Origin of the sequence: Alcaligenes nematophilus (genome assembly GCF_026344155.1) — a bacterium.
GTDB lineage: Bacteria > Pseudomonadota > Gammaproteobacteria > Burkholderiales > Burkholderiaceae_B > Alcaligenes > Alcaligenes phenolicus.
This window is the reverse complement of the sequence record NZ_JAPKMZ010000002.1, coordinates 109542-133227: the sequence shown is the minus strand read 5'-3', so window position 1 is coordinate 133227 and position 23686 is coordinate 109542. Positions and strand designations below refer to the sequence as shown.

General features: G+C 56.4%; 21 protein-coding genes and 1 tRNA gene. 10 read left to right on the top strand and 12 right to left on the bottom strand.

Annotation, left to right across the window (positions count from 1 at the left end):
• Window positions 1-142: 142 nt before the first annotated feature.
• From OSH04_RS05735 to dctP, 6 genes are read right to left on the bottom strand one after another with little or no spacing between them, the layout of a single operon-like run.
• The gene (locus OSH04_RS05735) at window positions 143-1627 is read right to left on the bottom strand and encodes an aldehyde dehydrogenase (RefSeq protein ID WP_060185635.1); all 1485 of its coding nucleotides are present in this window, start codon (window positions 1625-1627) and stop codon (window positions 143-145) included.
• The gene (dapA, locus tag OSH04_RS05730; RefSeq protein ID WP_035271009.1) at window positions 1628-2515 is read right to left on the bottom strand and encodes a 4-hydroxy-tetrahydrodipicolinate synthase; all 888 of its coding nucleotides are present in this window, start codon (window positions 2513-2515) and stop codon (window positions 1628-1630) included.
• Window positions 2516-2550: 35 nt separating this feature from the next.
• Window positions 2551-3201 (bottom strand): GntR family transcriptional regulator, encoded by a 651-nt coding sequence (locus tag OSH04_RS05725; RefSeq protein WP_035271006.1) that lies wholly within the window; start codon window positions 3199-3201, stop codon window positions 2551-2553.
• A gap of 24 nt (window positions 3202-3225) precedes the next feature.
• Entirely contained in the window at window positions 3226-4545 is a 1320-nt protein-coding gene (locus OSH04_RS05720) for a TRAP transporter large permease (protein ID WP_226349781.1), read from the bottom strand.
• Window positions 4542-5063 carry a TRAP transporter small permease subunit gene (locus OSH04_RS05715; protein WP_009461299.1) on the bottom strand — a complete coding sequence of 174 codons (522 nt, stop codon included), beginning with the start codon at window positions 5061-5063 and terminating at the stop codon, window positions 4542-4544. The genes OSH04_RS05720 and OSH04_RS05715 overlap by 4 nt, the downstream gene beginning before the upstream one ends.
• A gap of 26 nt (window positions 5064-5089) precedes the next feature.
• Window positions 5090-6148, bottom strand: a complete 1059-nt coding sequence (gene dctP / locus OSH04_RS05710) for a TRAP transporter substrate-binding protein DctP (protein WP_266108095.1) — start codon at window positions 6146-6148, stop codon at window positions 5090-5092.
• 552 nt (window positions 6149-6700) lie between these two features.
• Here dctP and OSH04_RS05705 point away from each other — a divergent pair.
• Both OSH04_RS05705 and OSH04_RS05700 read left to right on the top strand, forming a co-directional pair.
• Window positions 6701-6775, top strand: a tRNA-Arg gene (locus OSH04_RS05705).
• Between the two features lie 967 nt (window positions 6776-7742).
• The gene (locus tag OSH04_RS05700; protein ID WP_026485221.1) at window positions 7743-8222 is read left to right on the top strand and encodes a low affinity iron permease family protein; all 480 of its coding nucleotides are present in this window, start codon (window positions 7743-7745) and stop codon (window positions 8220-8222) included.
• Window positions 8223-8249: 27 nt separating this feature from the next.
• Here OSH04_RS05700 and OSH04_RS05695 read toward each other — a convergent pair whose 3' ends face one another.
• On the bottom strand, window positions 8250-8861 hold the full coding sequence (locus tag OSH04_RS05695) for a hypothetical protein (protein ID WP_035270998.1): 612 nt from the start codon (window positions 8859-8861) through the stop codon (window positions 8250-8252).
• Window positions 8862-9186: 325 nt separating this feature from the next.
• Between OSH04_RS05695 and OSH04_RS05690 the strand changes: the two genes are divergently transcribed.
• Window positions 9187-9612, top strand: a complete 426-nt coding sequence (locus tag OSH04_RS05690; protein ID WP_009461311.1) for a PACE efflux transporter — start codon at window positions 9187-9189, stop codon at window positions 9610-9612.
• Window positions 9613-9674: 62 nt separating this feature from the next.
• On the opposite strand, the gene OSH04_RS05685 is transcribed toward OSH04_RS05690, so the two are convergent.
• Window positions 9675-10064: a winged helix-turn-helix transcriptional regulator gene (locus OSH04_RS05685; protein ID WP_203145041.1), complete on the bottom strand. Its 390-nt coding sequence runs from the start codon at window positions 10062-10064 to the stop codon at window positions 9675-9677.
• 151 nt (window positions 10065-10215) lie between these two features.
• Between OSH04_RS05685 and OSH04_RS05680 the strand changes: the two genes are divergently transcribed.
• Both OSH04_RS05680 and OSH04_RS05675 read left to right on the top strand, forming a co-directional pair.
• Window positions 10216-10827: an NAD(P)-dependent oxidoreductase gene (locus OSH04_RS05680; RefSeq protein ID WP_009461315.1), complete on the top strand. Its 612-nt coding sequence runs from the start codon at window positions 10216-10218 to the stop codon at window positions 10825-10827.
• Between the two features lie 16 nt (window positions 10828-10843).
• Window positions 10844-11323: a nuclear transport factor 2 family protein gene (locus tag OSH04_RS05675; RefSeq protein ID WP_083054084.1), complete on the top strand. Its 480-nt coding sequence runs from the start codon at window positions 10844-10846 to the stop codon at window positions 11321-11323.
• A gap of 222 nt (window positions 11324-11545) precedes the next feature.
• Here OSH04_RS05675 and OSH04_RS05670 read toward each other — a convergent pair whose 3' ends face one another.
• The 3 genes from OSH04_RS05670 to xerD form a co-directional block, all read right to left on the bottom strand.
• Entirely contained in the window at window positions 11546-12769 is a 1224-nt protein-coding gene (locus OSH04_RS05670) for an MFS transporter (protein WP_266108094.1), read from the bottom strand.
• Window positions 12770-13082: 313 nt separating this feature from the next.
• Window positions 13083-13577: a Cys-tRNA(Pro) deacylase gene (gene ybaK / locus OSH04_RS05665; protein WP_266108093.1), complete on the bottom strand. Its 495-nt coding sequence runs from the start codon at window positions 13575-13577 to the stop codon at window positions 13083-13085.
• Between the two features lie 15 nt (window positions 13578-13592).
• Window positions 13593-14489: a site-specific tyrosine recombinase XerD gene (gene xerD / locus OSH04_RS05660; protein WP_266108092.1), complete on the bottom strand. Its 897-nt coding sequence runs from the start codon at window positions 14487-14489 to the stop codon at window positions 13593-13595.
• 176 nt (window positions 14490-14665) lie between these two features.
• On the opposite strand from xerD, the gene modA reads away from it, so the two are divergent.
• The 3 genes from modA to OSH04_RS05645 are packed head-to-tail and all read left to right on the top strand — an operon-like array spanning window position 14666 to window position 16812.
• Window positions 14666-15415: a molybdate ABC transporter substrate-binding protein gene (gene modA, locus OSH04_RS05655; protein ID WP_266108091.1), complete on the top strand. Its 750-nt coding sequence runs from the start codon at window positions 14666-14668 to the stop codon at window positions 15413-15415.
• Window positions 15416-15433: 18 nt separating this feature from the next.
• On the top strand, window positions 15434-16114 hold the full coding sequence (gene modB / locus OSH04_RS05650) for a molybdate ABC transporter permease subunit (RefSeq protein ID WP_009461324.1): 681 nt from the start codon (window positions 15434-15436) through the stop codon (window positions 16112-16114).
• Window positions 16111-16812, top strand: a complete 702-nt coding sequence (locus OSH04_RS05645) for a sulfate/molybdate ABC transporter ATP-binding protein (RefSeq protein ID WP_266108090.1) — start codon at window positions 16111-16113, stop codon at window positions 16810-16812. The genes modB and OSH04_RS05645 overlap by 4 nt, the downstream gene beginning before the upstream one ends.
• Here the strand turns inward: OSH04_RS05645 and OSH04_RS05640 are convergent.
• Window positions 16802-17614 carry a TOBE domain-containing protein gene (locus tag OSH04_RS05640; protein ID WP_137431442.1) on the bottom strand — a complete coding sequence of 271 codons (813 nt, stop codon included), beginning with the start codon at window positions 17612-17614 and terminating at the stop codon, window positions 16802-16804. The two genes, OSH04_RS05645 and OSH04_RS05640, sit on opposite strands and share 11 nt — an antisense overlap.
• Before the next feature lie 108 nt (window positions 17615-17722).
• Between OSH04_RS05640 and OSH04_RS05635 the strand changes: the two genes are divergently transcribed.
• On the top strand, window positions 17723-20371 hold the full coding sequence (locus tag OSH04_RS05635; RefSeq protein ID WP_266108089.1) for a PD-(D/E)XK nuclease family protein: 2649 nt from the start codon (window positions 17723-17725) through the stop codon (window positions 20369-20371).
• Complete coding sequence (locus tag OSH04_RS05630; RefSeq protein ID WP_266108088.1) at window positions 20371-23673, top strand: UvrD-helicase domain-containing protein; 3303 nt, start codon at window positions 20371-20373, stop codon at window positions 23671-23673. The genes OSH04_RS05635 and OSH04_RS05630 overlap by 1 nt, the downstream gene beginning before the upstream one ends.
• Window positions 23674-23686 lie beyond the last annotated feature (13 nt).

Below are 23686 nucleotides of genomic sequence, written 5' to 3'. Positions count from 1 at the left end.
GGAAGCAGGATGTCATACCTGCTCAAAAAACCGGAGCAGCTCAGTGGTAAGAACCACCCCCCGCTTGTATGCCCAGGAGTCTGGAAGGGGGGGCGGTGTGCAGCGTCCGGTTTATTAATGCCGGGGCTATGCAAGCAGTGGCTTACTGGTTCACATACCAGATGGCCTTGGTTTGCTGGTACTGATCCAGGGCTTCCATTCCCTTGTCCTTGCCGCCAAAACCGGACAGTTTGAAGCCGCCAAAGGGCGCGGTGATATCACCTTCGGAAAAGCCATTTACCGAAACGGTGCCTGCCTTGATTTTGCGCGAGACACGCTGCGCCCGCCGTACATCAAGCGTGTAGAGGGAGGCGGCCAGGCCATATTGGGTATCGTTTGCCAAGGCGATGGCTTGCTCTTCTGTCTCGAAGGTCGTGATGGCCAGAACGGGGCCGAACACTTCCTCCTGGAACAGGCGGTCTTCCGGGGTGATGTGATCGAAGATGGTGGGCTCGATATACCAACCACTGCCCAGGTCACTGTGAATGCGCCCCCCATGAACCAACTTGGCGTTTTTGCCGGGGTTCTGCAGAAAGCTGGCCACTTTTTCAAAGTGCGCTTGTTCTACCATCGGCCCGATAGACACATCCGGGTCCGTAGGCAGACCTACTTTCCAGGAGCTTAGCCCCTGTTTGAGTTTTTGCAGTAGCGTATCTTTCAGGCTGCTGTGTACGATCAGGCGGGAGCCGCAGCTGCAGTTTTCGCTCATGTTCCAGAATGCGGCCGCCAGGATGGACGGAACTGCTTCGTCCAGCAGGGCATCCTCAAAAACGACCTGGGGGCTTTTCCCGCCGCATTCCAGCACGACCTCCTTCAGATTGCTTTCTGCGGAATACTTCAGAAACAGGCGACCCACTTCGGTGGAGCCGGTAAACGACACAATGTCCACGTCACCGTGCCGGCCCAAAGGCTCTCCGACTTCCTCGCCTGTGCCTGTGATCAAGATCAGGGCTCCTGCGGGAACGCCTGCCTGATGTGCCAGCTGTGTCATGCGGTAGGCGCTCAGGCTGGTTAGCTCGGACGGTTTCACAATGACTGAATTGCCGCACACCAGCGCAGGGGCAACTTTCCAGGCGTACATTTGAGCCGGGAAATTCCAGGGCAGGACGGCCGCCACCACACCAATGGGCTCCTTGGTGATCAAACCCAGTGCGTCGGAGCCGGTTGGGGAAATTCGACCAAAGCATTTATCGGCCGTCTCTGCATACCAGCTGAAGGTATCGATGGTGGCGGGCATGTCGGTGTTCAGGCATTCAGTAATGGGCTTGCCTGCGTCCACACAATCAAGTGCGGCCAGTTCCTCGGCGTGTTGCTCCAGCAAGGCCACCCATTTGAGCATGATTTTCTTGCGTTCTGCCGGAGACAACTCAGACCATTCGCCGGACTCAAAGCTTGTGCGCGCGGCAGCGACCGCTGCTTGTACATCCGAGGCTTGGCCGGCAGCGATTTTGCCAATTACGGCCAAGTCGATAGGGCTGACGTTATCGAGCAGGGCCGAAGCCGTGGTTTGATAGCCAGGAATCAAATGGGAAGCGTGCAGCTTTCCGGCGCGGGCCAACTCAAAGACAGTCTCTTGTTGCGTGGGCATTCAAGCCTCCTGTTCTACTTGATAAGCGTTGATCTGGGCCAGGAAGTCATCTCGTTCCTGCGCGTCGACTGGCAGCAGAGGCAAGCGTACCGAACCGACATCAATGCCGTGACGCACGCAGCCCAGTTTGGCTTTCTGGTTGTAGTTGCCCGACTCCATGGCGGCAATGGCGGGCAACATGGCAGCCATCATGCGACGTACCGTGTCCCAGTCTTCTTGCTCGGCGGCTTTCAGCATTTGGACCTGCTCGGCCGGAAACACATTGGCTCCGCCACTGATCCAGCTGCGCACGCCCCAGAACAGGAAATCGGCCGCCTGGTCATCGCAGCCGCAAACAACCTGGAAGTCGGGCAGATTGGCATTGACCATGGCAACCACCCGGCTGAAGTTGCCGCTGCTCTCCTTGATGCCCACAATGTTTTTGACCTTGGCCAGTTCGTAAACGGATTCAAGCTCGATCTGGATGCCAATGCGTGCCGGGAAGTTGTACATGACGATGGGCAGTTCAGTGGCCGCGGCGACCTCCTTGAAATACGCCACCACTTCATTCTGGCCGGGCAGGCTGTAAGGGGTGGGAGAGAGCATCAGTGCCTCATACCCTAGCTCTTCCGCTTCACGGATTCGGCTGATGGCCTCGGCAGGTGACATGGAGTTTACGCCGGCAATCAGTGTTGTGCGGCCACGGCCAGTTCTGGCAACAATCTCCAGCACGCGGCGACGCTCCTGTGCACTGAGCGCGTAGTATTCGCCCGTGGTTCCACAAGCCACGATGCCGCCTACTCCGGCTTCAATAAAACACTCAACCAGACGTTCCAGCGCAGCTTCGTTTAACTGGTTGTTGGCGTCAAACGGGGTAACGATGGGAACGAGGATTCCGTTCAGATTCATGATGTCTCCAGATTATTAATAGTTGATCTATCGGTTTATTCGATGACTTTGCGGGTGAAGGCGCTGAGGTAGGCCATCAGCGTCTCGGAGCCCTGCAAGGCCTGTTCGGGGTTTCCATCCTGGATGCCTTCGGCCAGGGTCAAATGAGCTTGGGCTCCGGCCTCCAGGTCCCCTTCATATTGATAGGCGTACCAGAACCGTCGGCACTGAACGATCATGGGAGTGACCGCTTGCACAGCAAAGGTGTTGCGACAGGCCTGGTGGATGACTTCGTCCAGATGCTGGTCGGCCAGCATGTAGGCGTCGATATCCTTGGCGTCGGCAGCATCCACCATGGCCTGGGCGTGACCGAGCAAGGCGCTGCGCTGGGCTGGAGTCGCCCAGCGGGCGGCGCCCTGCACAATCAGGCGCTCCAGGACACGGCGCGTTTCAATCAGAGTCAGATGTTCAGCCACACGGATTTCACTGACACGCAGGCCGCGGCGGGGCTGTTGCTCGATCAATCCCAAGGCCACCATGCGCATCAGGGCTTCACGCAAGGGGGTGCGTCCCAAACCTGTCATTTCCACCAGATCACTTTCTACAATGGCCTGACCAGGCTCCAGTTTGAGAGTGGCAATTAACTGCTCAATCGCTTGATAGGCGATTTCAGCGGCACGAGAAGAGGGGGTGGGGGCGCTACTCACGGAGACTCCAATATAAAAATTGCGTTAAAAGCCGGACACTTGCTGGGGTAGCCAGGTGGCAATCGCCGGAAACAGGGCGACGATCAGCAAGGTCAGCAATTGAGCAAGAATAAACGGCACTACACCTCGACAAACTTGTCCGTAGGTCATGTCTTTCGGGGCAATGGACAGCAGGTAGAAAATGGATGAGGCCAGAGGCGGTGTCAGATAGCTGGTCTGAATGACAACGATCACCATCACGCCAAACCATAAGGGGTCCAGCCCGCTTGCCACAATAAAGGGCAGGAAAAGCGGAACGCAAATCAGCACGTTCGCTGTCCAGTCCAGTACAAAGCCCAGCAGAAAGACGATGCCCAGGAACAGAATGATCGTACCTGTACTGCCCAGTCCCAAGTCGCTGGTCAGCATCTGTACCAGCTTGGCACCTCCATTGGCCGCGAAGGCGCCGGTAAACATGGTGCCTCCCGCCACGATCAGCATGATCATTGCCGTAATGCGTACCGTGATTCGCAAGGCTCCACTGAAAACTTCCCAGTTGAACTGACGGTAGAAGATACAAAGAACAGCGGCGGCAGCAGCGCCCAAGGCGGCGGCCTCGGTGGGTGATGCGATGCCTTTCATCAAGGAACCCAGAACAGCGATGATCAGCAGCATCATGGGAACCAGACCACGCATTGTGATACTGATTTTTTCCCCCAAAGGTCGGCGCATATCCTCGTCATCTGCCCGTGGGCCCAGCTCTGGCTTGAGCGTGGTGGCGATCAGGATGTAGGCCACAAAGAGCGTGGTCATCAACAGGCCCGGAAAGAGCATGGCAGCAAACAGCTCGCCAACCGGAACCTGTGCCAGGGAGGCATAGACGACTGCGACCACCGAGGGAGGAATCATGGTGCCCAGGGAGCCCCCGGCGCAGATCGTGCCCGCGATCAGCGAGTTGTTGTAGCGAAAGCGCTTCATGGCCGGGATGGCCATCAGCCCCACCATGATTTCTACCGCGCCAACCACGCCTGCTGCAGCGGCAAAGGTCGCCGCCATGGCGATGGTGGCAATGGCCAGCCCGCCTGGCAGGCCGCCCAGCCATAACTGCATGGTGCGAAACAGGCGTGCGGCAATGCCCGAGCGCTCCAGCAGGGCTCCCATCAGCACAAACATGGGAATCGCTGACAGGATATGGTTGGTGGCCGCTCCATACAAAGCACCATACATCTGGTCAAAGACCATGGGGCCAAAGGCGTACCAACCGGCCAGAAAAGCGGGCAGGATCAGCGCAAAAGCCACGGGCATGCCCTGAAAAATCAGCAGGAACAGAGCAGGGAACATCAGTCCGGCGATCCATAAATTCATGGGCTCACCTCGACGTCAGCAGTGTTCTGTTCTTTGACCGCACAGCGCAAGCCATGGGCCAGCAGTTGCAAGGTAAAGGCGATCAGGCCAATCGCAATGCAGGCGTAGAAGGGCCACATCACCGGGGCCCAGGGGCTGACCATTTCGACTTCGTTCAGCTTCCAGGCCATCCAGGCTTTCTGTATCCCGACTTTGCTCAAGATGGCAAACAGCGGAAACAGCACCAGCAGGTACAGGAGCACGTCAGACATACGGGCCAGGGACTTGGGCAAGTGCTTGCGAACCACATCAATGCTGATGTGTTCGTTCTGACGCATCACCCAGGCCATGCCCAGCAGAAAAATAGCCCCATTCATCATGTACGCCACATCAAAGGCCCAGACGGTGGGGGCATGCAGAACATAACGGGCAAACACTTCCCATACCATGGCGGTGACCAGGATTGCCGCCGCCATTTCCGCCAGCCGAGCGCTTGCAAGAGCGATAAAGTCGATCAGTTTTGAAATAGGCTGCAGCATGGCAGCTCTCCTTCAGAAAGTGGGACTTAGTCTCGGATCAGGTAATTGCTTTCACTGCGCCAACGGTTCAGGAATCCGTCGTAATCAGTCAGCAAATTCTTCATGTAGTCGTTGCCCGATTGCGCTTGCGCTTCGGCTTTCTTGTGTACCCAATCATTGCCGGCATCCGCCAATTGCTTGATGAAGGCCGGGTCCAGAGTGATGACTTCATTGCGACCCTGGCGGTACTTCTCCATGGCTTTGATGTCGGCGTTGTAGAAGTAGTCCAGGGATTGGTGGGTGGTCAGTTCAGCAGCGGCCTCGATCAGTTGCTGCAAATCGGCCGGCACTTTATCCCAGGTTTCCTGCTTCAGGACGACTTCCCACATAAAGGTGGGCTGATGCACACCAGGGACCACAATGTATTTGGCGGCCTGATGAAAACCTTCGGGGGTATTGGAGGAGGGGGTAGCCCATTCCACCGCATCGACCCCTTTGCGCTGCAACAGGGTGTACGTGTCGCCGGGTGGCACCACGGTGGGAACGGCACCGAAATAGTCTTTCATTACGTCCGCCCAGGCACCGGAAGTGCGATATTTCAGGCCTTTCAAGTCCTCTGCAGTTCGGATGGGGGTGTTGGAGTGGGCCAGCACTTCCGTCGAACCCAAACCGACAATCATGGTTTTGAGACCGTTTTTGGAACGCAGCTCCTGCAGTTTTTCCTTGCCGCCGCCTTCATACAGCCAGACGCGATAAGCATCAGGTCCCATGCCACCGGGGTAGCCAGCAAAAATGGCATTGGCCGGGTCCTGGTTGACCAGGTAGCTGGAGGTGGAGTGCCCCGCCTCTACCACGCCGGTCTCTACCGCTTCAAAAACTTTAAGGGCGGGAACAATAACACCTGCTCCAAAGGGCTGAATCTCGACACGATCCCCCGTCATGAGCTTCACGTTCTTTGCAAAACGCTCCAGAAAATTCTGATAAAACGGGGAGCCTTCGGGTACGGAAGTTGGTACGCGCCAACTGATTTCGGCCGCTTGCGCCGAGGCCACGCTGCTCAGCAGAAACAGGCCGGCCAGGGTGGATGCAACAAGTTTGGATTTCATGTTTGTCTCCGGTGGTTTTTTTATAGTCCAGCTCCGTCGCAGGCTGGCGGCCAGCGTCAAAGCATGGAATGGATCTTAATATTTTCTAAATATATTAACAACATATTTAGATTGGGGTTTGTCCTAGAAAGAGCCGGAGGTGGCTTGCTGATTGGGTTTCGGTGTTCGTTTTGGATGGTGGAGGGACAGGGTAAGGGCGTTCCAGACCTGGTTTTGACGCGGATTTTCAGCGGTGAAATCATTCGTGATGCGGATTTTTTCATGCTTGTTTGAAGCACTGCGGGGCAGCCTTGTTGAGCTGTTTCAATCCTTTCGTCCCCGCGGTCTAGCTGGTACACTTTGCGACTGCTTTTTTAGAAGCGCACGGCGGCAGGACAGGGTCTTTGGACCGTTCTTTTGCTGTAGCACTTTCGGTAGCAGCAGGCAGGAAAATGGCTGGTTTTTTACGAACAAGAGAGGGCGTCGAATCTACTCTTGCGTGTTGTAAAGCCTGGATTCCTGCGGTGCATGTAGTGTCTGGCCCGCCTGGGCCCACTGCGCAGACAAGCCACCGGGCCCATAGTTAAATGGATATAACTTTCCCCTCCTAAGGGAAGATTGCAGGTTCGATTCCTGCTGGGCCCGCCATTCTTATGCATGACGCCTGCCCGGCTTCATGGTCCTGAAGGCTCGTTCTGATAGGCCGGGCTTTGATATCCCACTTGATGATTAGCATCCTGTGCTTTTTGCGCAGTGCTGTTCGTGCCCGCTCGTTTTCTTTTTTCGAGCCAGCCCTGTTTTGAGCAACAAGGCTGGCTTGAGCACCTGACTAATCGTTCATGATGACAATTCAAGAGTCATGCGCGCTATGGAATGCGGGAGGCGCTAATGGAACGGTCGATTGTCAAAACCCGGAGATGAGCTTCTGGGGTTCTGTTGCTGTCCCCATGCTTTGCCGGGATTTCTTGTTGAGGACAGATAGTCATCTACATTCCCGGTCCAGAGCTTGAATCCCAGACAACTTTTCCATTTGTCTTGTTGATAAAGCCAGTGAGTTTGGCAAACGGAGCAGCGAAACAGGCTCTGTGCTCCCTGGTCTCCATAGTCCTCTGTTTTGGTGACGCGTTCCATATAAGCATGCTTAGGTGTATGCGCTTTGGAAAGCGGCAGAGTCTGGCACAAAATACACATGGTTTTATGGTCAATCTTGCCCACTTCTTGCTCCTTTTTAAATAAAGGCTATGGGAAATAGCGTGTTTTAAAAAAAGACAGCAATGTACTTTCTACAAAAACTATCAAACTGAAAGCAAGATAGTCAGCCCGCATCTTACAAATCTTGTTGGGGCTTGGGTAGTGTCAGCTGTAAAAGGATATTTCGTTCGCAAATACCCGTAAAAAAAATAGAGGAGTTCTTGTCTATCCTTGCATCAGACAAGGGGATAAGGCTGGGTCAAATCGTTTGGCTGGCTTGTCGTCGGTGTGACTCAAGTCGATGGCAGGAAGATCAGGTGTGTCCTTGATCGAGCTGTGTTTGAATTTTGCCCAGTTTCGTTTTTATTTGAAATATATGAGGCGGGCTCCCGACTAAACTGCTTTTATTTATAAGGAATTTGCCATGAAAAATGACAAGCGTTCCTTGGAAAAAGACCCGTTTTCCTCCTCTGCGTGCAGGCAGGAGGAGCCACCCGTGGTCAAACCTTGCAAGCCAGATTCTGTAGACAGTTTGTTTGACTGCTTTGCCAAGACCGTGACCCGCTTTGCCGGCTCGCCCATCATGTTCTCTGTTGCTGTTTTAGCCGTGCTGGTCTGGGCCTTGTCCGGGCCTTATTTTAATTATTCGGAGACCTGGCAGTTAATTATCAATACCGGAACCACGATTATTACTTTCTTGATGGTGTTTTTAATTCAGCAAAATCAGAATAAAGATAGCAAGGCACTGCATATAAAACTTGATGAGCTGATTATTTCACTGACAGATGCCAATGAGCGCTTGATTGATGTTGAGGAGCTGGATGAAAAACAGCTCAAGAAATTGGAGGCCTATTATTCTTCCATCGCGTTGAAAGCACGCCGACGTCTGGACGGCGATACATAAAGATAAAAGGGCCTTGCGGCCCTTTTTTTACAGCATCTTGTTGCGTTGCTGCTCGGCCCGCGAGGCCCCGATCGGCGTTTCGACTTGCTTTTGCTCTTCTGGCGGAGGCAGCACGGCAGGAAATCCCAAGGATTGAATCCACAGCTCGCGAGACCAACCCTGGGTATGGTACAGGTGATGGCCCTCATCGGGAGCGACGGCGTCATGAGCCTGTTTGAGTAAAGTCGCCAGTTTCTTGTCTTTGCTCTGCTCGCCAACCAGGCCAATCAACTGCCAATTCAGATGGTCTTTGGTTTCGGCCAGAATGACACATTCGGATGCGACCAGCTCTGCCGCTTTCGGATCCCCTGCCTGTTTGGCCAACCCCATGGCCTTGACCAGTGCAGAGGCGATCTGTTTCAGTACTTGTCGGCCGGGTGTTTGTTTGGCGGGGTCCAGTGCCAGCTCCTCAAAGATACTTTTCAGCACCTGTTGGTGTGTCAGTGTTTCTTCCAGGTAGCCTTCCCATTCTTTTTTCAGGTCCGCGTTATTGGCACAGGAAATGGCTGCTTTATAGACTTGCTCCCCACCCAATTCAGTTTCCAGGGCTTGATACAAGAGTTCATGCAGCTGTTCGGTGTTGGCTTTATGTAATGTCATTGTTCGCTCCAGTCCAGAGGTTGAGGGTTGGAACTGACACCATAAATGCTGCGGGGCGTACAGATTATGCGATTTGATGAGGAGTGATACGGGCTGTGAATGGCGTAAGGCTTGGGTAACAATATTGCCCGATCGGGTTTGAAAAGGGTTATTGGAGCTGCCCTGCAAACCGTCTGCTTGCCTGTGGTAGGATTGTGCGCTTTATTGCAGCTTCGATGCGGGCTGAGGGCCTGTGCATCGGATTTGCCACTCCATTTTTGAACGCATCGTCTCGTCCGGCTGAATCTCTTTCAGTGCCAGGCTGATGCACCGCAGCAGGGTAGTCATGACACTCCAGGGTTGGAAACGCCGCGTTTTTTACGTGGGTTTGTTCGAGTTTTTTGCCATTGTTTTTTCTTCTTTCTTGCTGGCGTACTTTGCCGGTGGGGAGGCTTCAGAGTCCGCGCCCATTGCTGTGGCGATCTCGGTGATTGCGATTGTCTGGAACTACGTGTTCAACACGGCGTTCGAGCATTGGGAATCCCGCCAAGCTGTCAAAGGCCGCAGTCTGTTGCGCCGCAGTGTGCATGCCATCAGCTTTGAGGCTGGTCTGGTGATTGCTATCGTGCCTTTGTATATGTGGTGGTATCAGGTCGGCTTGCTGGAAGCCTTGCGTATGGAAGTGGCCATTCTGGTGTTCTTCCTGATTTATTCCTTTATCTTCAGCTGGACCTTTGACCGGGTGTTCGGTTTGCCGGCCAGTGCGGCTTGACCCCGTCGTCCAAGAAAAAGCCGCGTAATGCGGCTTTTTTTGTTTCTGCTGGATTGGCTTTCTCACTGCACCTGAGCTTCCCGCCGCGCCTGACAGATACGGGCGTGGTGTACGTCTGCCCACTTCACCAGTTCTCGCATAGGTACCAGAAAAGACTGCCCCAATTCGGTCAGCGTGTATTCCACGCGGGGCGGTACTTCGGCGTATAAGGTCCGTTGTACAAACCCATCGGTTTCCAGCCTTTTGAGCGTACGCGAGAGCATTTGACGGGAAATATCACCGATTTCCCGACCCAGCTCATTAAAGCGCAGGGTGCCCGGTGCCAGCGATTCCAGGATCAGCAGGCTCCATTGGTCGCCAATCCGATCCAGTACATCCCGGATGGGACAGGGTTGTTCAAATTCTTCCTGAATGGGGCTGGAAGCCAATGTGGCTGCGCTTGATGAGGACATGGCGGCTTGCTTTCCTGTGTTCAATAGTCACTTCCGTGTGACCTGGTATGGCCTGCGTGACTTCTTGTGGGCTGTCAAAAAACTGTCTAGCATCACGCTTAATGGTCTACTTTCTAGACCAAGTCTTTATTTGAGCACACAAGGAGCTGTTATGTCTCGTATTGCATTGATAGGTGCTTCTGGCGAAGTCGGTTCGCGCCTTTTGAAAGAACTCTCGGATCGCGGTCATACGGTGACAGCGATTGCTCGCCATACTGAAAAAATTGCCAGCCTGCCCAATGTCACCGCAGTTCAGGGCGATGTGAATGATCTGGATGGTTTGATTGCGCTATTGAAAGGGCACGATATTGCAATTAGCGCGGTTCGTTTTGCGTCGTCAGATCCTTCCAAGCTGATTACGGCGGTTCGTGCGGCCGGTGTGCCGCGTTATCTGGTGGTAGGCGGTGCCGCCAGCCTTGAGGTGGCCCCCGGTCAGCGATTGATTGATCAGCCTGCTTTCCCGGACGCTTACCGGACCGAGGCCTTGGGTGGCATTGCCTTTCTGGATCAGTTGCGTCAGGAAAAAGAACTGGATTGGACTTTCCTGTCGCCCTCGGCAGAGTTTGGCCCCGGTCAGCGCACAGGCAAATTCCGTATCGGCAAAGACAGCCTTTTGGTCTCCGACCAAGGCAGCAAGATTTCTTATGAGGATTACGCCATCGCTTTGGTGGACGAGATTGAACGTCCTGCCCATTCGCGCCAGCGCTTCACCGTAGGTTATTGAATAGGGAGTGGGACTGATGAAAGGTTTAATTCGATGGGTATCTCCAGTTTTATTAGCGGGCTCTTTCTTGTTGAGCACAAATGCAGCGTTGGCTGCCAATTCGCCGACTCGTGATGTGGCTCAGGAAGAGAGCAATCGCAAGCTGGTGGTCGATTTTTACGACAGCTTCTTTAATAAGCATCAGGTGCAGGAAGCGGCGGCGGTCGTAGCTGAGGACTATATCCAGCACAACCCGGAGGTGCCGGACGGAAAAGCGCCTTTCGTGGGGTATTTTGATGGCTATTTCAAAGAGAACCCGCAGTCTCGCGCACGGATTGTGCGTAGTGCCGCAGACGGCGATCTGGTTTATCTGCATGTGCATTCGACCAATGGCAAGGCCGATCGCGGGCAGGCTGTGATGGATATTTTCCGGGTGCAAGACGGCAAGATTGTGGAGCACTGGGATGTGATTCAGGCCGTGCCCGAGCAGGCGGCCAACAGCAATACCATGTTCTAAGCTCACTATTCGGGCAACCCGTTCTTTACCACCGATAAGGCAGCAGCCTTGCGCGGCGCTGTAAGGGGGCAAGACTTTGCCCCGTTATAACGAGGACTTATGCTTACACCAAATAAAAGACCCGCCAGCCATGGCGGGTCTTTTTGATAAGGGGGGTAAGCGGAGTTCTTCTTTGGGCAACCGTTTGTGTTGTTGCTTGGTGAAGTTTCGATTGCGAGTTGTCTAAGCCGCCTGCATCTTGATCTTGGCTTCGCGAATCGGCAGGTTGACGATGGCCGCCAGTACGGCCAAGACAATATCAGCCCACCACATCCAGCTGTAGTCACCAAAGCGGGTCAAGGCGATCCCCCCCAGCCATGCGCCCAGAAAGCCGCCGATCTGGTGCGAGAACAAGGCCAGACCAAACAGGGTTGCCAGATAGCGCGTGCCAAACAGCTTGGCGACGATATTGGCGGTAGGGGGCACGGTAGCCAGCCAGGTCAGCCCCAGGCCGATGGCAAAGATGTAGAACACCAGATCGGTTTTAGGCATCATCAAGTACCACAGGATCAGCACGGCGCGCGAGGCATACATCAGGGCCAGCACGTATTTGCTGCGCCAGCGGGCAATGCAGGAGCCGGCGGCAATACTGCCAAAGATATTGGCCAGGCCGATCAAGGCCAGCGACCAGCTTGCTACCGAAGGTGGCAGCCCGCACAAATCAATTTCCCCCGGTAAGTGGGTGACTAGAAAAGCAATGTGAAAACCGCAGGTGAAAAAGCCCAGACTCAGCAGCAAGTAGCTGCGATCCTTCATGGCGCTTTTCAGTGTCTCGGCCAGACCGGGACCGCTGACAACAGGAGCTGGGGTGGCTGCGGCTTTTTCGGGCTTGCTGCCCGGACTTAGCTTGCGAATTAGAGGCAGGGTCAGCAGGGCGGTCAGGGCCAGAACCCAAAAGGTCGACATCCAGCCGACCCAGCCGATCAGCTTTTGCACCACGGGGGCAAAGACGAACTGCCCGAAGGAGCCACCGGCATTGATCAGGCCCGAGGCCTGACCGCGGGCGTGATCCGGAATACGTTGGGCGGCAGCGCCAATCAAGGTGGAGAAACTGGCCGCGCCCGAACCAATATTGGCCAGCAGGCCCAGCGTCAGGGTCAGCCCTAGCCCGGTACCAATAAACGGCGTTACCGCACAGCCCAGTGCCAGAGTCAGAAGGCCCGCGATCAGAACCCGGTCCGGGCCCCAGCGGTCGGAGCAGGCACCGGCAATAGGCTGGATGGCCCCCCAGGCAAGTTGGCCCACGGCCATGGCAAAGCTGATGGACATGATGCCCATGCCGGTTGCCTTATCAATGGGGCCAACGAACAGGCCAAAGGATTGGCGTATCCCCATGGTAACCATCAGGATGCCAGCAGCCGCCAAAGTCACCGTCATGACGGCGGGCTGGCGCAAGGATTGAAACATGGGGTCCCCTCTTATTATTCAGGTTTGAATTATCTGGCGAAATGTCACACAGGTGCAATCTCCTGCTTTTATGAAGAGCGATGGAGCGGACAGTGTTGTAATCCGCTGCTATCCAGTTCCAGTTCCAGTTCCAGTTCCAGTTCCAGTTGCGGGAGGAGGAGGAGGAGGAGGAGGAGGTGGTGGCTGCGCGTGGCAGGAAGTGCAGGGAGCAGAACCAGGCTGTTTATTGTGACGTTTGAGGGTTCAAGCAATTGCGTGACAAAAAAAAGACGGGCTGACTGCGCCGTCTTTTTATACCTGCTGCCAAGTAAGATCAGCCTTTTTCCAGGCCAGCCTGTACGGGGCGCGCCCCCAGCTTGTCGATCAGAACCTGGGGATTGATACCCAGCAAATAGCCGCGTCGGCCACCATTGATGTAAATGGTGTCAAACTCCAGCAGTTCTTCTTCCAGCCATACGGGTATGGCCTTGCGGGTGGCAAAGGGCGAGGTTCCGCCAACCATATAGCCCGAATGGCGTTGAGCCACATCCGGTTTACAGGGGGCGATCTTTTTCGCGCCGGTTTGGCGGGCCAGATTCTTGGTGGAGACTTCACGGTCACCGTGCATCACGATGATCAGGGGCTTGGCGTTTTCATCTTCCATGATCAGGGTCTTGGCTACCCGGTGCAGGTCCAGACCCAGCTGGGCTGCCGCTTCCATGGCTCCGCCATGATCGACATAGTTGTAGCTATGCTCGGTAAAGGAAATGCCATTTTTACGTAGCCACTGTGTGGCCGGTGTTTCGCTAACGTGTTTTTCTTTAGCCATATCTTGGTAGTGCGCTCAGGCGCGTGGATGATGGGCTGCGTGCAAGGCTTTCAAGCGCTCACGTGCCACATGAGTATAAATCTGGGTCGTGGAAATGTCGGCGTGTCCCAATAGCATCTGCACCACGCGCAAGTCGGCGCCGTGATTGAGCAAATGGGTCGCGAAAGCATGACGTAAAACGTGCGGGGACAAGGGGGCCAGAATACCGGCCTGAACCGCATATTTCTTGACGATCAACCAAAAAGACTGGCGGCTCATGCAAGTGCCGCGTCCTGTAATAAATACAAAGTCGCTGCGGCGCTGGCCCAGCAAGGCAGGGCGGGACTCCTGCATATAACGTTCGATCCAGTGCAGGGCCTCCTGTCCCAAAGGCACCAGCCTGTCCTTGCCCCCCTTGCCCTGGTCGATGCGCAGCACGCCATCGCTCAGGCTCAGGTTCTGCAAGGGCAGTTCAGTCAGTTCCGTGACGCGCAAACCGCTGGCATACAAGGTTTCCAGCATGCAGCGATCGCGCAGCCCCAAGGGATTATGTATGTCCGGGGTAGCCAGCAGGCGTTCTACCTGTTCTTCGGACAAGGTGTGCGGGACGCGTGGGGCCTGTCGGGCGCTGCTCAATTCCAGGCAGGGATCGTCCTGCCGCATGCCTTCTTGCACTGTCCAGTTGTAAAAGCGACGTAAGGTGGCCAGCCTGCGATTGGCTGTGCTGGCCTTGCTCTGATCTGCCTGGCTGGCCATCCATTCCCGCAAATCCTTGGCTTCCAACTGTTCCAGCGCTTTGCCTTCGCGCTCTTGTTGAGCCCATTCCTCCAGGCGTTCCAGATCCTGCCGATACGCTTGTTGGGTGTTGGCAGACAGGCCGTCCTGCAACCAGAGCATGGTGATGAAATCGGAAATCAGACTGGCTTGCGTCATGAGGATGGAAGAGTCGTAAAGCGTGCTTTTGGCAGCCGGAATGTAGCTGGAAAGCCATCATGCTATCACTCCGAGATGATGAGCTTCATTCAGCAGAAGGGTAGATTTACGCTATATACCTATATATATTTCCTGATTATACTAATTCGTTACACCTGCCCTTGGAGGAGAAAACAATGTTCAAACGTGTCGTATCGGTCGCTGCCTTATCCCTGTTCTTGCAAGGCACCGCGCAAGCCGATGAATTGGTTGTGGCCGCCGCCGCCAGTCTGACCAACGCCTTCAAGGAATTGGCTGGCCAGTTTGAGGCAGAGCATCCTGGCACCAAAGTGCTGACCAGTTTTGCGGCATCGGACGTGCTGTTGCAGCAGATCGTCAATGGCGCTCCTGTGGATGTGTTTGCTTCGGCAGATCAGAAAGCCATGAACAAGGCCGAAGAGGCCAAGGCTGTGGATCCTGCTACCCGCAAGAATTTTGTGCAGAATCAGGTTGTGCTGATTGTGCCTAGCGACAACCCTGCCAAGGTTACGAACGCTGGCGATCTGGGCAAGGCGGAAGTCAAACGCGTTGCTTTGGGTAATCCGGCTGTCGTCCCTGTGGGTCGCTACACCCAGGCTGCTCTGGAAAAGGCCGGTCAGTGGGATGCAGTCAAACAGCGTGAAATTCTGGGCCAGAACGTGCGCCAGGTGCTGGATTATGTCGCTCGTGGTGAAGTGGAAGCCGGTTTCGTGTTCGCGACTGACGCGGCCATCATGAAAGACAAGGTGGAAGTGCTGGAAGTGCTCAAGACCACGGAACCTGTCACTTACCCGATCGCCTTGGTGCAGCGCGAAGGCCGTAATGACAAGGCTCAGGCTTTCCAGGATTTCGTCATGTCTGAATCCGGACAGCAAGTGCTGGCAAAATACGGTTTTGCCAAGCCTTGATAGGATTTTGATCGTCGGATGACTTCACTTTGGATTCCTCTGTGCTTATCGCTCAAGGTCGCCGGTTGGGCGACCTTGTTTGCCTGTGTGCTGGGTATAGGAGTGGCCTATGCCTTGTCGCGCTGGCAGTCGCGCTGGTGTGATCTGCTTGATTCCATCTTGACCTTGCCCATGGTTTTGCCGCCTACCGTCATCGGCTATTACCTGCTGGTCTTGCTGGGTCGGCGCAGTGCCTTTGGGCAATGGCTCTCCAGCATGGGCATTGAGCTGGTCTTTACCTGGCAGGGGGCGGTGATTGCCGCCACTGTCGTGGCCTTTCCCATGATTTTGAAGGCAGCGCGTGCGGCTTTTGAGGACGTGGACCCCCGCCTGGAAAATGCGGCCAGCGTGCTGGGTCTGAAGCCCTTGGCCATCTTCTTTCGTGTCAGCCTGCCTTTGGCAGCGCGTGGCATCATGGCAGGCGTTTTGCTGGCCTTTGCCCGCGCTTTGGGCGAGTTCGGCGCTACGTTGATGATCGCGGGCAGCATACCGGGGCGCACCCAAACCATGTCCATCGCCATTTACGAGGCAGTCCAGGCAGGGGAGGATCAGCAGGCATTGGTGCTGGTCGCTATTATTTCGATTACCTGTGTGCTGGTCCTGTGGAGTACCAGTGCCTTGTCACCCCGTCACGTACGCCGTAAAAGAGGGATGCAATGAGCCTGACTGTACAGATTCAACGCACCGTGGTCAGCGAGGCCCGTCATTTTGACTTGAATATCCAGATTCAAACCGAAGCCCGTCATATTGCCTTGTACGGGCCTTCGGGTTCGGGCAAGTCCTTGACGGTGCAAAGCGTGGCGGGCTTGTTGCGGCCCGACCATGGCCGCATTCAAATTGGCAATCAGGTCTATTTTGATTCTGAAAAAGGCATCAACCTGAAACCACGCGAGCGTCGGGTAGCGTACCTGTTTCAGGACTACGGCCTGTTCCCGCATCTGACGGCGGCACAGAATATTTGCTTTGGTCTGAACACGGGCTTGTTCAACCGCTCCGTGCGAGACATGCCTGTGGCTGCCCAGCGTTGGGTAGAAGCGTTTCAGCTGGAGTCGGTATTAAGCAGCTATCCCGCCCAACTGTCGGGCGGGCAAAAGCAGCGTTGTGCCTTGGCGCGAGCCTTGGCTATTGAACCTCAGCTGCTTTTGCTGGATGAGCCTTTGGCGGCCCTGGATCAGGACTTGCGTGCGCGTTTGCGGGCTGAACTGGCTCAGTTGCAAAGCCAGATCGATATTCCCACTATCCTGATCACACACGATCCTGAGGATGCCAGGGCCCTGGCCCAAGAGGTCTATCGTATTCGCGATGGACGCATTATCGAATGCTGTACCAGCGCGGATCTGGAAGTTCTTACAGCGTAGCGATCATCACGCTGGATGCCTTGAACAGTGCATAGGCGGATTGGCCTGCTTCCAGGTGCAAGCGCTGTGTGCTGTCCAGGGTGATGCTGGCGGTGACTGTCAGGCCCTGTGGCAGTTCCAGACGTACTTCTGCATTGACGGCACCGGTAATGACATCGGTAATCGTGCCGGGCAGTTGATTGCGTGCGGACAGGGAGTTACGGGTGTCGCCCGTGCCAATCATGATCGAGGACGCTTTCAGAAAGGCCAGAACTTTCTGCCCCTCACGCAGGCCCAGGTTTTCCGTGCTTTCTCGTGTGATGGACGCGACCACGATTTGGCCCTGGCCAATATCCACATGAATTTCGTCGTTGACGGCTCCCGTTTTAATCGTGGTAACGATACCGGGCAGTTGGTTGCGAGCCGAAGTTTGCATGATCATGGTTTGGAGTAACTCCATTTGAGTTGCCACGGAAGGCATTAAACGACCAATACGGCTCATGAAGCGTTGATGCAGCCGGTCGTAGGTTTGATACAGCTCCAGCAGTTCGACGGCTTTGGGCGTCAGGGTGGCACCGCCACCACGATGACCGCCCGTACTGCGCAGCACCAGAGGTTCGCCCGCCATATTGTTCATGATGTCGATGGCGTCCCAGGCCGCCTTGTAGCTGATGCCAATATGACGGGCAGCGGCAGAGATCGAACCCTGCTCGGCAATGGCGGCCAGCAAGGCCATACGGCGGGCGCTACCCCAGGTATGGTCGCCAGTGCGCAGCGACAGGCTGCCGGTTAATTCGGTATTGGGGGTGTGTGAACTAGACATGGTGATAAGTGTAAGGGCGGGAGCAAACTAGGGATAGAGCGCCGGTACAATGGCCGGATCAGCGCTGCTGGCCGTTCTGTTTTCTTGCAACCTTAACTGGTTTTTTCTATGTACGACACCCCTGCTGTTTCCATGGCTCAATTGCAGGAGCTCAATAGTGCCGAGACGGTTGTCTTGACCGTGAACAAGCGCTATGCGCGCCGCCTGCTGGGACATTTGTCGGCCCGTCTGGCGGGTGCTGGCGGGACGGTTGCCGTACCGGAAATTGTGCCTTTGGGCGCGTGGCTGGCGCAGGCCAGTGATCAGCTCTGCTTTTCCGAACAATGGCAACCAGCCGCGCACCAGATGGATCGCTTTGCCGCCTTGCAGCGTTGGGAACACAGCATCGAGCAATGCGAGGAAGAGGGCTATTTTCTGGATGTCGGTCAGGCGGCGCGTCTGGCTTGTGAAGCCGATACCTTGCTGGATGAATGGAATATCGAGCTGAAACCCGGTGAGGCCAGCGTGGATTTTGAACGCTTCATGCAGTGGCGCTCTCACTACCGGCAAAGTCTGGAGCAGGCAGATCTGGATGATGCAAACCTGGCTGCGGAGCGTGTGCTCAAAGCGGTGCAGGCAGGCGCCTTGCACATGCGTCATCGCCATATGGTGCTGCATGGTTTTCATGAATATTCGCCACGCCTGCAAAGTTTGTTGAGTGGTTTGCAGGACATGGGGGTAGAGATTCTCCAGCTGCAGCACGAAGAGGCTCCGGCGACAGAGGTGTATCGGGTGCAGGCGCAGGATGCGGATACGGAATGGCGCCTGGCGGTGCAGTGGGCGCGTCGTCAATTGGACGAGGACCCGGATCGCACAGTAGCCATTGTGGCCGCGCAGCTGGAAACGCAATTGCCGCTGGTGCATCGTCTTTTGCGACAGGCCATGCACACGGATCAAGGTGCTTTGCCCTATAACGTGGCGGCAGCCCGATCCTTGGCTGAGTGGCCAGTGGTTGAAGCGGCCATGGCCTGGTTGAAGGCCTTGTTTACCTTGGCGACCAAGGGGCAGGCCGAGCCGGCCATGCTGGGCGAAGCCTTGCGTTTGGGAGCGTGTCAGGCAGAACAGTCTGAAGCAGGTGGCCGTGCCCGCATTGACAAGGCCTGGCGCGACAACCGCATTACACAAGTTAGCCGTAAAGAATTTTCCGACATGCTCAGCTTCCACACACCCGAACTGGCTCTGGCCTGGGGCAAGGCGGTGGAACGCTTCGAGTCCGTATCGGCAGGCGCTCAAGGAGTGGATACCTGGGCGTCGGTCATGCGCCAATGCCTGGAGGCGTTGGGCTTTCCGGGCACCAATCGCCTGGATAGTGCCCAGTTTCAAACTCTGGAGGCTTTGGAAGCCTTGCTGCTGCAATTGGCGCAGCAAGCGCCGGTCTTGGGTCGCATCAGTGCCTTGAAGGCGCAAAGCGCTTTGGCCCGCATGGCCCGTGAAAATCTGTTCCAGCCACAACGAGACCCACGTTCCCGGCTGGATGTGCTGGGTTTTCTGGAAGCGGAAGGTGGGCGTTGGGATGCGGTATGGGTGCTGGGCCTGACCGATGATATTTTGCCTGCCGCGGTCAAACCCAATCCTTTGATTCCTGCCCAGGTGTTGCGTCGAGTCTCGGCACCTCGCAGTACGCCAGAGCGGGAGCTGGAATGGGCGCGCTGGATGCTGAGTGCCTTGCTACGCTGTGGGAATCAGGTTTTGCTAAGTGCGCCTTTGCATCAGGGCGAACAGGAGCTGAGGCCCAGTCCCTTGATTGCTCATTGGCCTGTGCTTGAAATGCCTTGGGCGGTGCAGGCAGAGCAGGCCGTCGCACAGGAAGCCTTGCTGGACGAGCAAGGCCCCAGCTTGAAACAGGAAGAGCGCATACGTGGCGGGATCAGTGTGCTGGATACCCAGGCTCGCAATCCCTTGTGGGCGTTTGTGAAGTTTCGTCTACATGGTCAGGCCTTGCCCGACTACGCCCGTGTGGGCGATATGAATACACGCGGGATGTTCCTGCACCGCGCCGTCGAATTGTTCTGGCTGCGTGTGAACGATCAGGACAGTTTGCATGAGCTGATTGGTGAGGGCTCATTGCTGGATGTGGTGCAAGCATGTATCGAACAGGCCGCGCAGGAAGAGCTGGCCGATTACGGTCCGGTGCTGCGCAGTCTGGAAATGGAGCGCGGTCTGGCGGTTTTGAATGAGTACGCTCATCAGGAAGCCCAGCGCCCGCCGTTTGCCCTGGGGGCGACGGAGCATGAGTTGAGTTGGAACCGTGGCTTGTTACGTCTGAACCTGCGTCTGGACCGCTTGGATGATCTGGCTGATGGCGAGCAATTGCTGTTGGACTACAAAACCGGCATAGGCGAGCTGCGGCCCGATAAAGACTGGCTGCGGCCCAGACCCGTGAATCTGCAATTGCCGTTTTATGCTGCTGCCTTGCAGGATCAAGGCCGTAGCGTCAGTGGTTTGGCCTTTGTACGCTTGCATGCCCGACAGGTCGGTTTAAGCGGTTTGGCCGCGCCCGGCATGGATATTGAGGGTCTGACCGAATTGGAAAGCGCCCAGCAGTGGACCGCCCAAATCGCGCAGTGGAAACAGGCGGTGGAAGGCTTGGCAGATGAGTTCCTGCAAGGGCAGGCCGCCAATCAGATCTGGAACCGCAACGATCTGCTGTATTGCGATGTTTTGCCCTTTTTACGTTTGTTCCAGGAAGACCTCCAAGACAATGGAGGAGAGGTGTAATGGTGACAGTCCCTAGCGATAGCCCCGCCCGTGCACGGGCACTAGACCCCGAGTCCTCCTTTCTGGTCCAGGCCCCAGCCGGTTCCGGCAAGACAGAGCTGCTGACCGACCGGATTCTGGCCTTGCTGGCTCGCGTGCAGCGGCCAGAAGAAATTGTGGCCATTACCTTCACCCGTAAAGCTGCGGCTGAAATGCATGCGCGTGTACTGGAGAAGTTGGCCGCTGCCAATCAGGAACGGCCTGCCGAGCCCTACCGGGTACGCAGCTGGGAACTGGCGCGTGCCGCCATGCAGCGTAATCAGGAGCAACAGTGGGATTTGCTGGCTTACCCGGCCCGTTTAAGCATCCGGACCATCGACTCCTTGTGTGCCCACCTGGTGCGCGCCATGCCCTGGATTACGGGGCTGGGCGGGGTTCCGGCCATTACCGATAAGGCCCAGGAGCATTACGAAGCGGCGGCTTGGGCCACGCTGGAGATGGCGGAAAGCGTGCCCAGCGTGGCGCGCTTTCTGGAACATATGGATGTGAACCTGCTGCAGGCGCAAGCTCTGTTGGCCGGTATGTTGGCCAGCCGCGATCAGTGGCTGCCAGCCGTGGGGCAGGGCGGTGATGTGGCGCTTTTGCAAGACAGCTTGCGCGAGGTGGTGGAGCAGCAGCTGCAGCAGCTAAGCGATTCACTGCCACCCGGTTGGGCGCGAACCTTGGCCCCCCTGGCCTGCTTTGCAGCCTCGAATCTGGAAAGTGGCGATGTGCTGGCCTTGGCGGATTGGCAAGGCGATAACCTGGCCCCGGTCATGGACGATTTGCCGCGCTGGCGTGGTCTGGCAGCCTTGTTGCTGACGGATAAAGGCGATCTGCGCAAAAGCCTGACGGTGCGTAATGGCTTTCCCCCTAAAACGGCACAAAAAGAAATGCTGACCGAGTGGTTGAGCAATTGTCTGGGGGCTGAGCCCTGGATTGCCCGCCTGGCCAGTGCACGCCTTTTGCCCGAGCAATACTCCCCCCAGCAGCAAGAAGTCCTGTCCAATCTGATTCAGGTCTTGTGGCTGGCTGCGGCGCAATTGAAACTGCGCTTTGCCGAGAAAGCTGAGGTCGATTTCACCGAGATTGCCCAACGTGCCTTGCAAGCCTTGGGTGATGCCGACGAGCCGGGTGAGCTGCTCTTGCGCATGGACAGGTCCATACGCCATTTGCTGGTAGACGAGTTCCAGGACACCAGCCAATCCCAGGTGCAGTTGCTGGAACGCCTGACCAGCGGCTGGGAGCCTGGCGATGGGCGCAGTCTGTTTTTGGTGGGCGACCCCATGCAGTCCATTTACCGTTTCCGCAAGGCGGAAGTGGGTTTGTTTCTGCAAGTCTGGCAAGCTCGACGCTTGGGCGAAGTAGAGCTGGAGCCGCTGAATCTCAGTAATAACTTCCGTTCACATCCGCGCTTGGTGGAATGGGTGAATAAGGTGGGGGCGCAATTGTTTCCGGCTCGACCTGACCGGGATCTGGGCATGGTCACCTACGAACACTCCACCGCCTTCAAGCCCGATATCCCCGATTGGGCGGTGCACTTTCACCCGTCCTGGCATTTCCGAGTGGCTAGGGGAGAGGATGCTGTGCCGTCGCAGCAAGCGGCTCAAGAGCGTGCAGTGCAGGAGGCGGTTCAGTGCGCAGCTCAAGCTCTGGAACGTTATCAGGACAGTGAGCATCCGGTGGCAATTCTGGTGCGAGCACGCTCGCACTTGCATGGTCTGGTGCGCAAGCTGGGCGAGCAGGGCATACCGTGTCGAGCCGTAGAACTGGAGCCCTTGCAACAGCGTCCTGTGGTGGCGGATTTGGTGCAATTGGTCCGTGCCTTGGCGCACCCGGCTGATCGACTGGCTTGGCTGTCTGTCTTGCGCTCGCCATTGATCGGCCTGCGTTTGGAGAGCCTGCACCGCCTGTGTGCCTTGCACCCTACACAGACCTTGGCCGAGCTTACACACAATCAGGATTTTGAAGACTGGGATGCCAACGAGCGTGCTCGTCTGCTCTTTGCTTGCCAGATCTTGCTGGACAAAGGCAATCGTAGTGGCTTGATGCCGTTTGCTGCCTGGGTGCAGGAGTGCTGGACGCGCTTGGGCGGGCCGCAAGTCTATCCAAGCCTGGCTGATCAGGCGGATGCAGAACAAGTCTTGCGTCTGTTGGAGGAGTTATGCCCTTACGGACCCCCCGACCAGCAACAATTGCAGGCCCGTGTGGAGTCGCTGTATGCCACCCCGCAGGGCACGGGCAAGGCCGTGGAGGTGATGACAATTCACAAGTCCAAGGGGCTGGAGTTTGAAACTGTCATTTTGTTTGGTTTGCACAAGCAGTCAGCAGCCGACTCCGAGCCGTTGATTCGTCTGGAGCACAGCGCCGAGCGCTTGATTCTGGGGCCGATCAGTCACAAGGGCAGCGAGCAGCGCGATCCGGTGTCGCAGTTTCTGGCGGCGCGGGAGCGTATCCGGGCCGAGCAGGAAAGCCACCGCTTGTTATATGTGGCCCTGACGCGTGCCCGTCAGGAGCTGCATCTGTTTGCGGAATTGAGCATCACCCAGGATAAGGGCCTGCGCGAGCCGGATGGCCGCTCCTTGCTGAGCCGTGTCTGGCCGGTCCTGGATCAGCCACAGGCTCCTGTTTGGCAAGCCGAGCAGGGCGGACAGCAAGAGGAATCAGGGCAAGGTTCTGCGGCATTTTTGCAGCGTGTGGTGAGCTTGCCGGCCGCGCCGCCCGAGCAGTTGCAGGCCGACAGCCCGCAGTATCAAAGCTGGCAGTGGTCCCTGGACACGACTCATGAAAAAGCCATTGGTACGGTTGCCCACGACTGGCTGGAAAAGCTGGGCCGTGAAGGGCTGGAGCAATGGCCGGTAGAACGCTTGCAGCAAGGCCGCGCCGTGATGCGTCGTCAACTGCTGCGTGCTGGTGTGCCAGCGACCTATCTGGATGAAGCCGCCCAATCCCTGTTTGAAGCGATTACTGCGACCGTACAGACGGAACGGGGCCGCTGGCTGCTGGGTGTCAGCCGAGCTTACCGGGAATGGTCCTTGCTGGACGTCAGTGGCCGGGTGTCGATTATTGACCTGGCCATTTCCCAGGAAGATCACTGGCTGGTGGTGGATTACAAGACCGGACGACCTGCCGAGCATGAAAGTCTGGACGATTTCAAGGCACGGATGCTGGAGCGTTATGCGCCGCAATTGCAGCGGTATTGTGAGCAGGTGCAGGCTCTGGATGGCCGGCCCGCGCAGGCTGCGCTTTATTTCCCGAGAGCCGATCTTTGGTTGCCGTATTGATGCTACACTATTG

What these genes read in the sequence shown, in the direction of transcription:
- OSH04_RS05680 (WP_009461315.1), top strand. Translation starts at nt 10,216, where the DNA reads ATGTCTCGTATTGCATTGATAGGTGCTTCTGGCGAAGTCGGTTCGCGC.
- OSH04_RS05635 (WP_266108089.1), top strand. Translation starts at nt 17,723, where the DNA reads ATGTACGACACCCCTGCTGTTTCCATGGCTCAATTGCAGGAGCTCAAT.
- modB (WP_009461324.1), top strand. Translation starts at nt 15,434, where the DNA reads ATGACTTCACTTTGGATTCCTCTGTGCTTATCGCTCAAGGTCGCCGGT.
- OSH04_RS05685 (WP_203145041.1), bottom strand. Translation starts at nt 10,064, where the DNA reads ATGTCCTCATCAAGCGCAGCCACATTGGCTTCCAGCCCCATTCAGGAA.
- OSH04_RS05735 (WP_060185635.1), bottom strand. Translation starts at nt 1,627, where the DNA reads ATGCCCACGCAACAAGAGACTGTCTTTGAGTTGGCCCGCGCCGGAAAG.
- OSH04_RS05720 (WP_226349781.1), bottom strand. Translation starts at nt 4,545, where the DNA reads ATGAATTTATGGATCGCCGGACTGATGTTCCCTGCTCTGTTCCTGCTG.
- OSH04_RS05630 (WP_266108088.1), top strand. Translation starts at nt 20,371, where the DNA reads ATGGTGACAGTCCCTAGCGATAGCCCCGCCCGTGCACGGGCACTAGAC.
- OSH04_RS05670 (WP_266108094.1), bottom strand. Translation starts at nt 12,769, where the DNA reads ATGTTTCAATCCTTGCGCCAGCCCGCCGTCATGACGGTGACTTTGGCG.
- OSH04_RS05645 (WP_266108090.1), top strand. Translation starts at nt 16,111, where the DNA reads ATGAGCCTGACTGTACAGATTCAACGCACCGTGGTCAGCGAGGCCCGT.
- OSH04_RS05640 (WP_137431442.1), bottom strand. Translation starts at nt 17,614, where the DNA reads ATGTCTAGTTCACACACCCCCAATACCGAATTAACCGGCAGCCTGTCG.
- dctP (WP_266108095.1), bottom strand. Translation starts at nt 6,148, where the DNA reads ATGAAATCCAAACTTGTTGCATCCACCCTGGCCGGCCTGTTTCTGCTG.
- dapA (WP_035271009.1), bottom strand. Translation starts at nt 2,515, where the DNA reads ATGAATCTGAACGGAATCCTCGTTCCCATCGTTACCCCGTTTGACGCC.
- OSH04_RS05695 (WP_035270998.1), bottom strand. Translation starts at nt 8,861, where the DNA reads ATGACATTACATAAAGCCAACACCGAACAGCTGCATGAACTCTTGTAT.
- OSH04_RS05700 (WP_026485221.1), top strand. Translation starts at nt 7,743, where the DNA reads ATGAAAAATGACAAGCGTTCCTTGGAAAAAGACCCGTTTTCCTCCTCT.
- OSH04_RS05690 (WP_009461311.1), top strand. Translation starts at nt 9,187, where the DNA reads ATGACACTCCAGGGTTGGAAACGCCGCGTTTTTTACGTGGGTTTGTTC.
- ybaK (WP_266108093.1), bottom strand. Translation starts at nt 13,577, where the DNA reads ATGGCTAAAGAAAAACACGTTAGCGAAACACCGGCCACACAGTGGCTA.
- OSH04_RS05715 (WP_009461299.1), bottom strand. Translation starts at nt 5,063, where the DNA reads ATGCTGCAGCCTATTTCAAAACTGATCGACTTTATCGCTCTTGCAAGC.
- xerD (WP_266108092.1), bottom strand. Translation starts at nt 14,489, where the DNA reads ATGACGCAAGCCAGTCTGATTTCCGATTTCATCACCATGCTCTGGTTG.
- OSH04_RS05675 (WP_083054084.1), top strand. Translation starts at nt 10,844, where the DNA reads ATGAAAGGTTTAATTCGATGGGTATCTCCAGTTTTATTAGCGGGCTCT.
- modA (WP_266108091.1), top strand. Translation starts at nt 14,666, where the DNA reads ATGTTCAAACGTGTCGTATCGGTCGCTGCCTTATCCCTGTTCTTGCAA.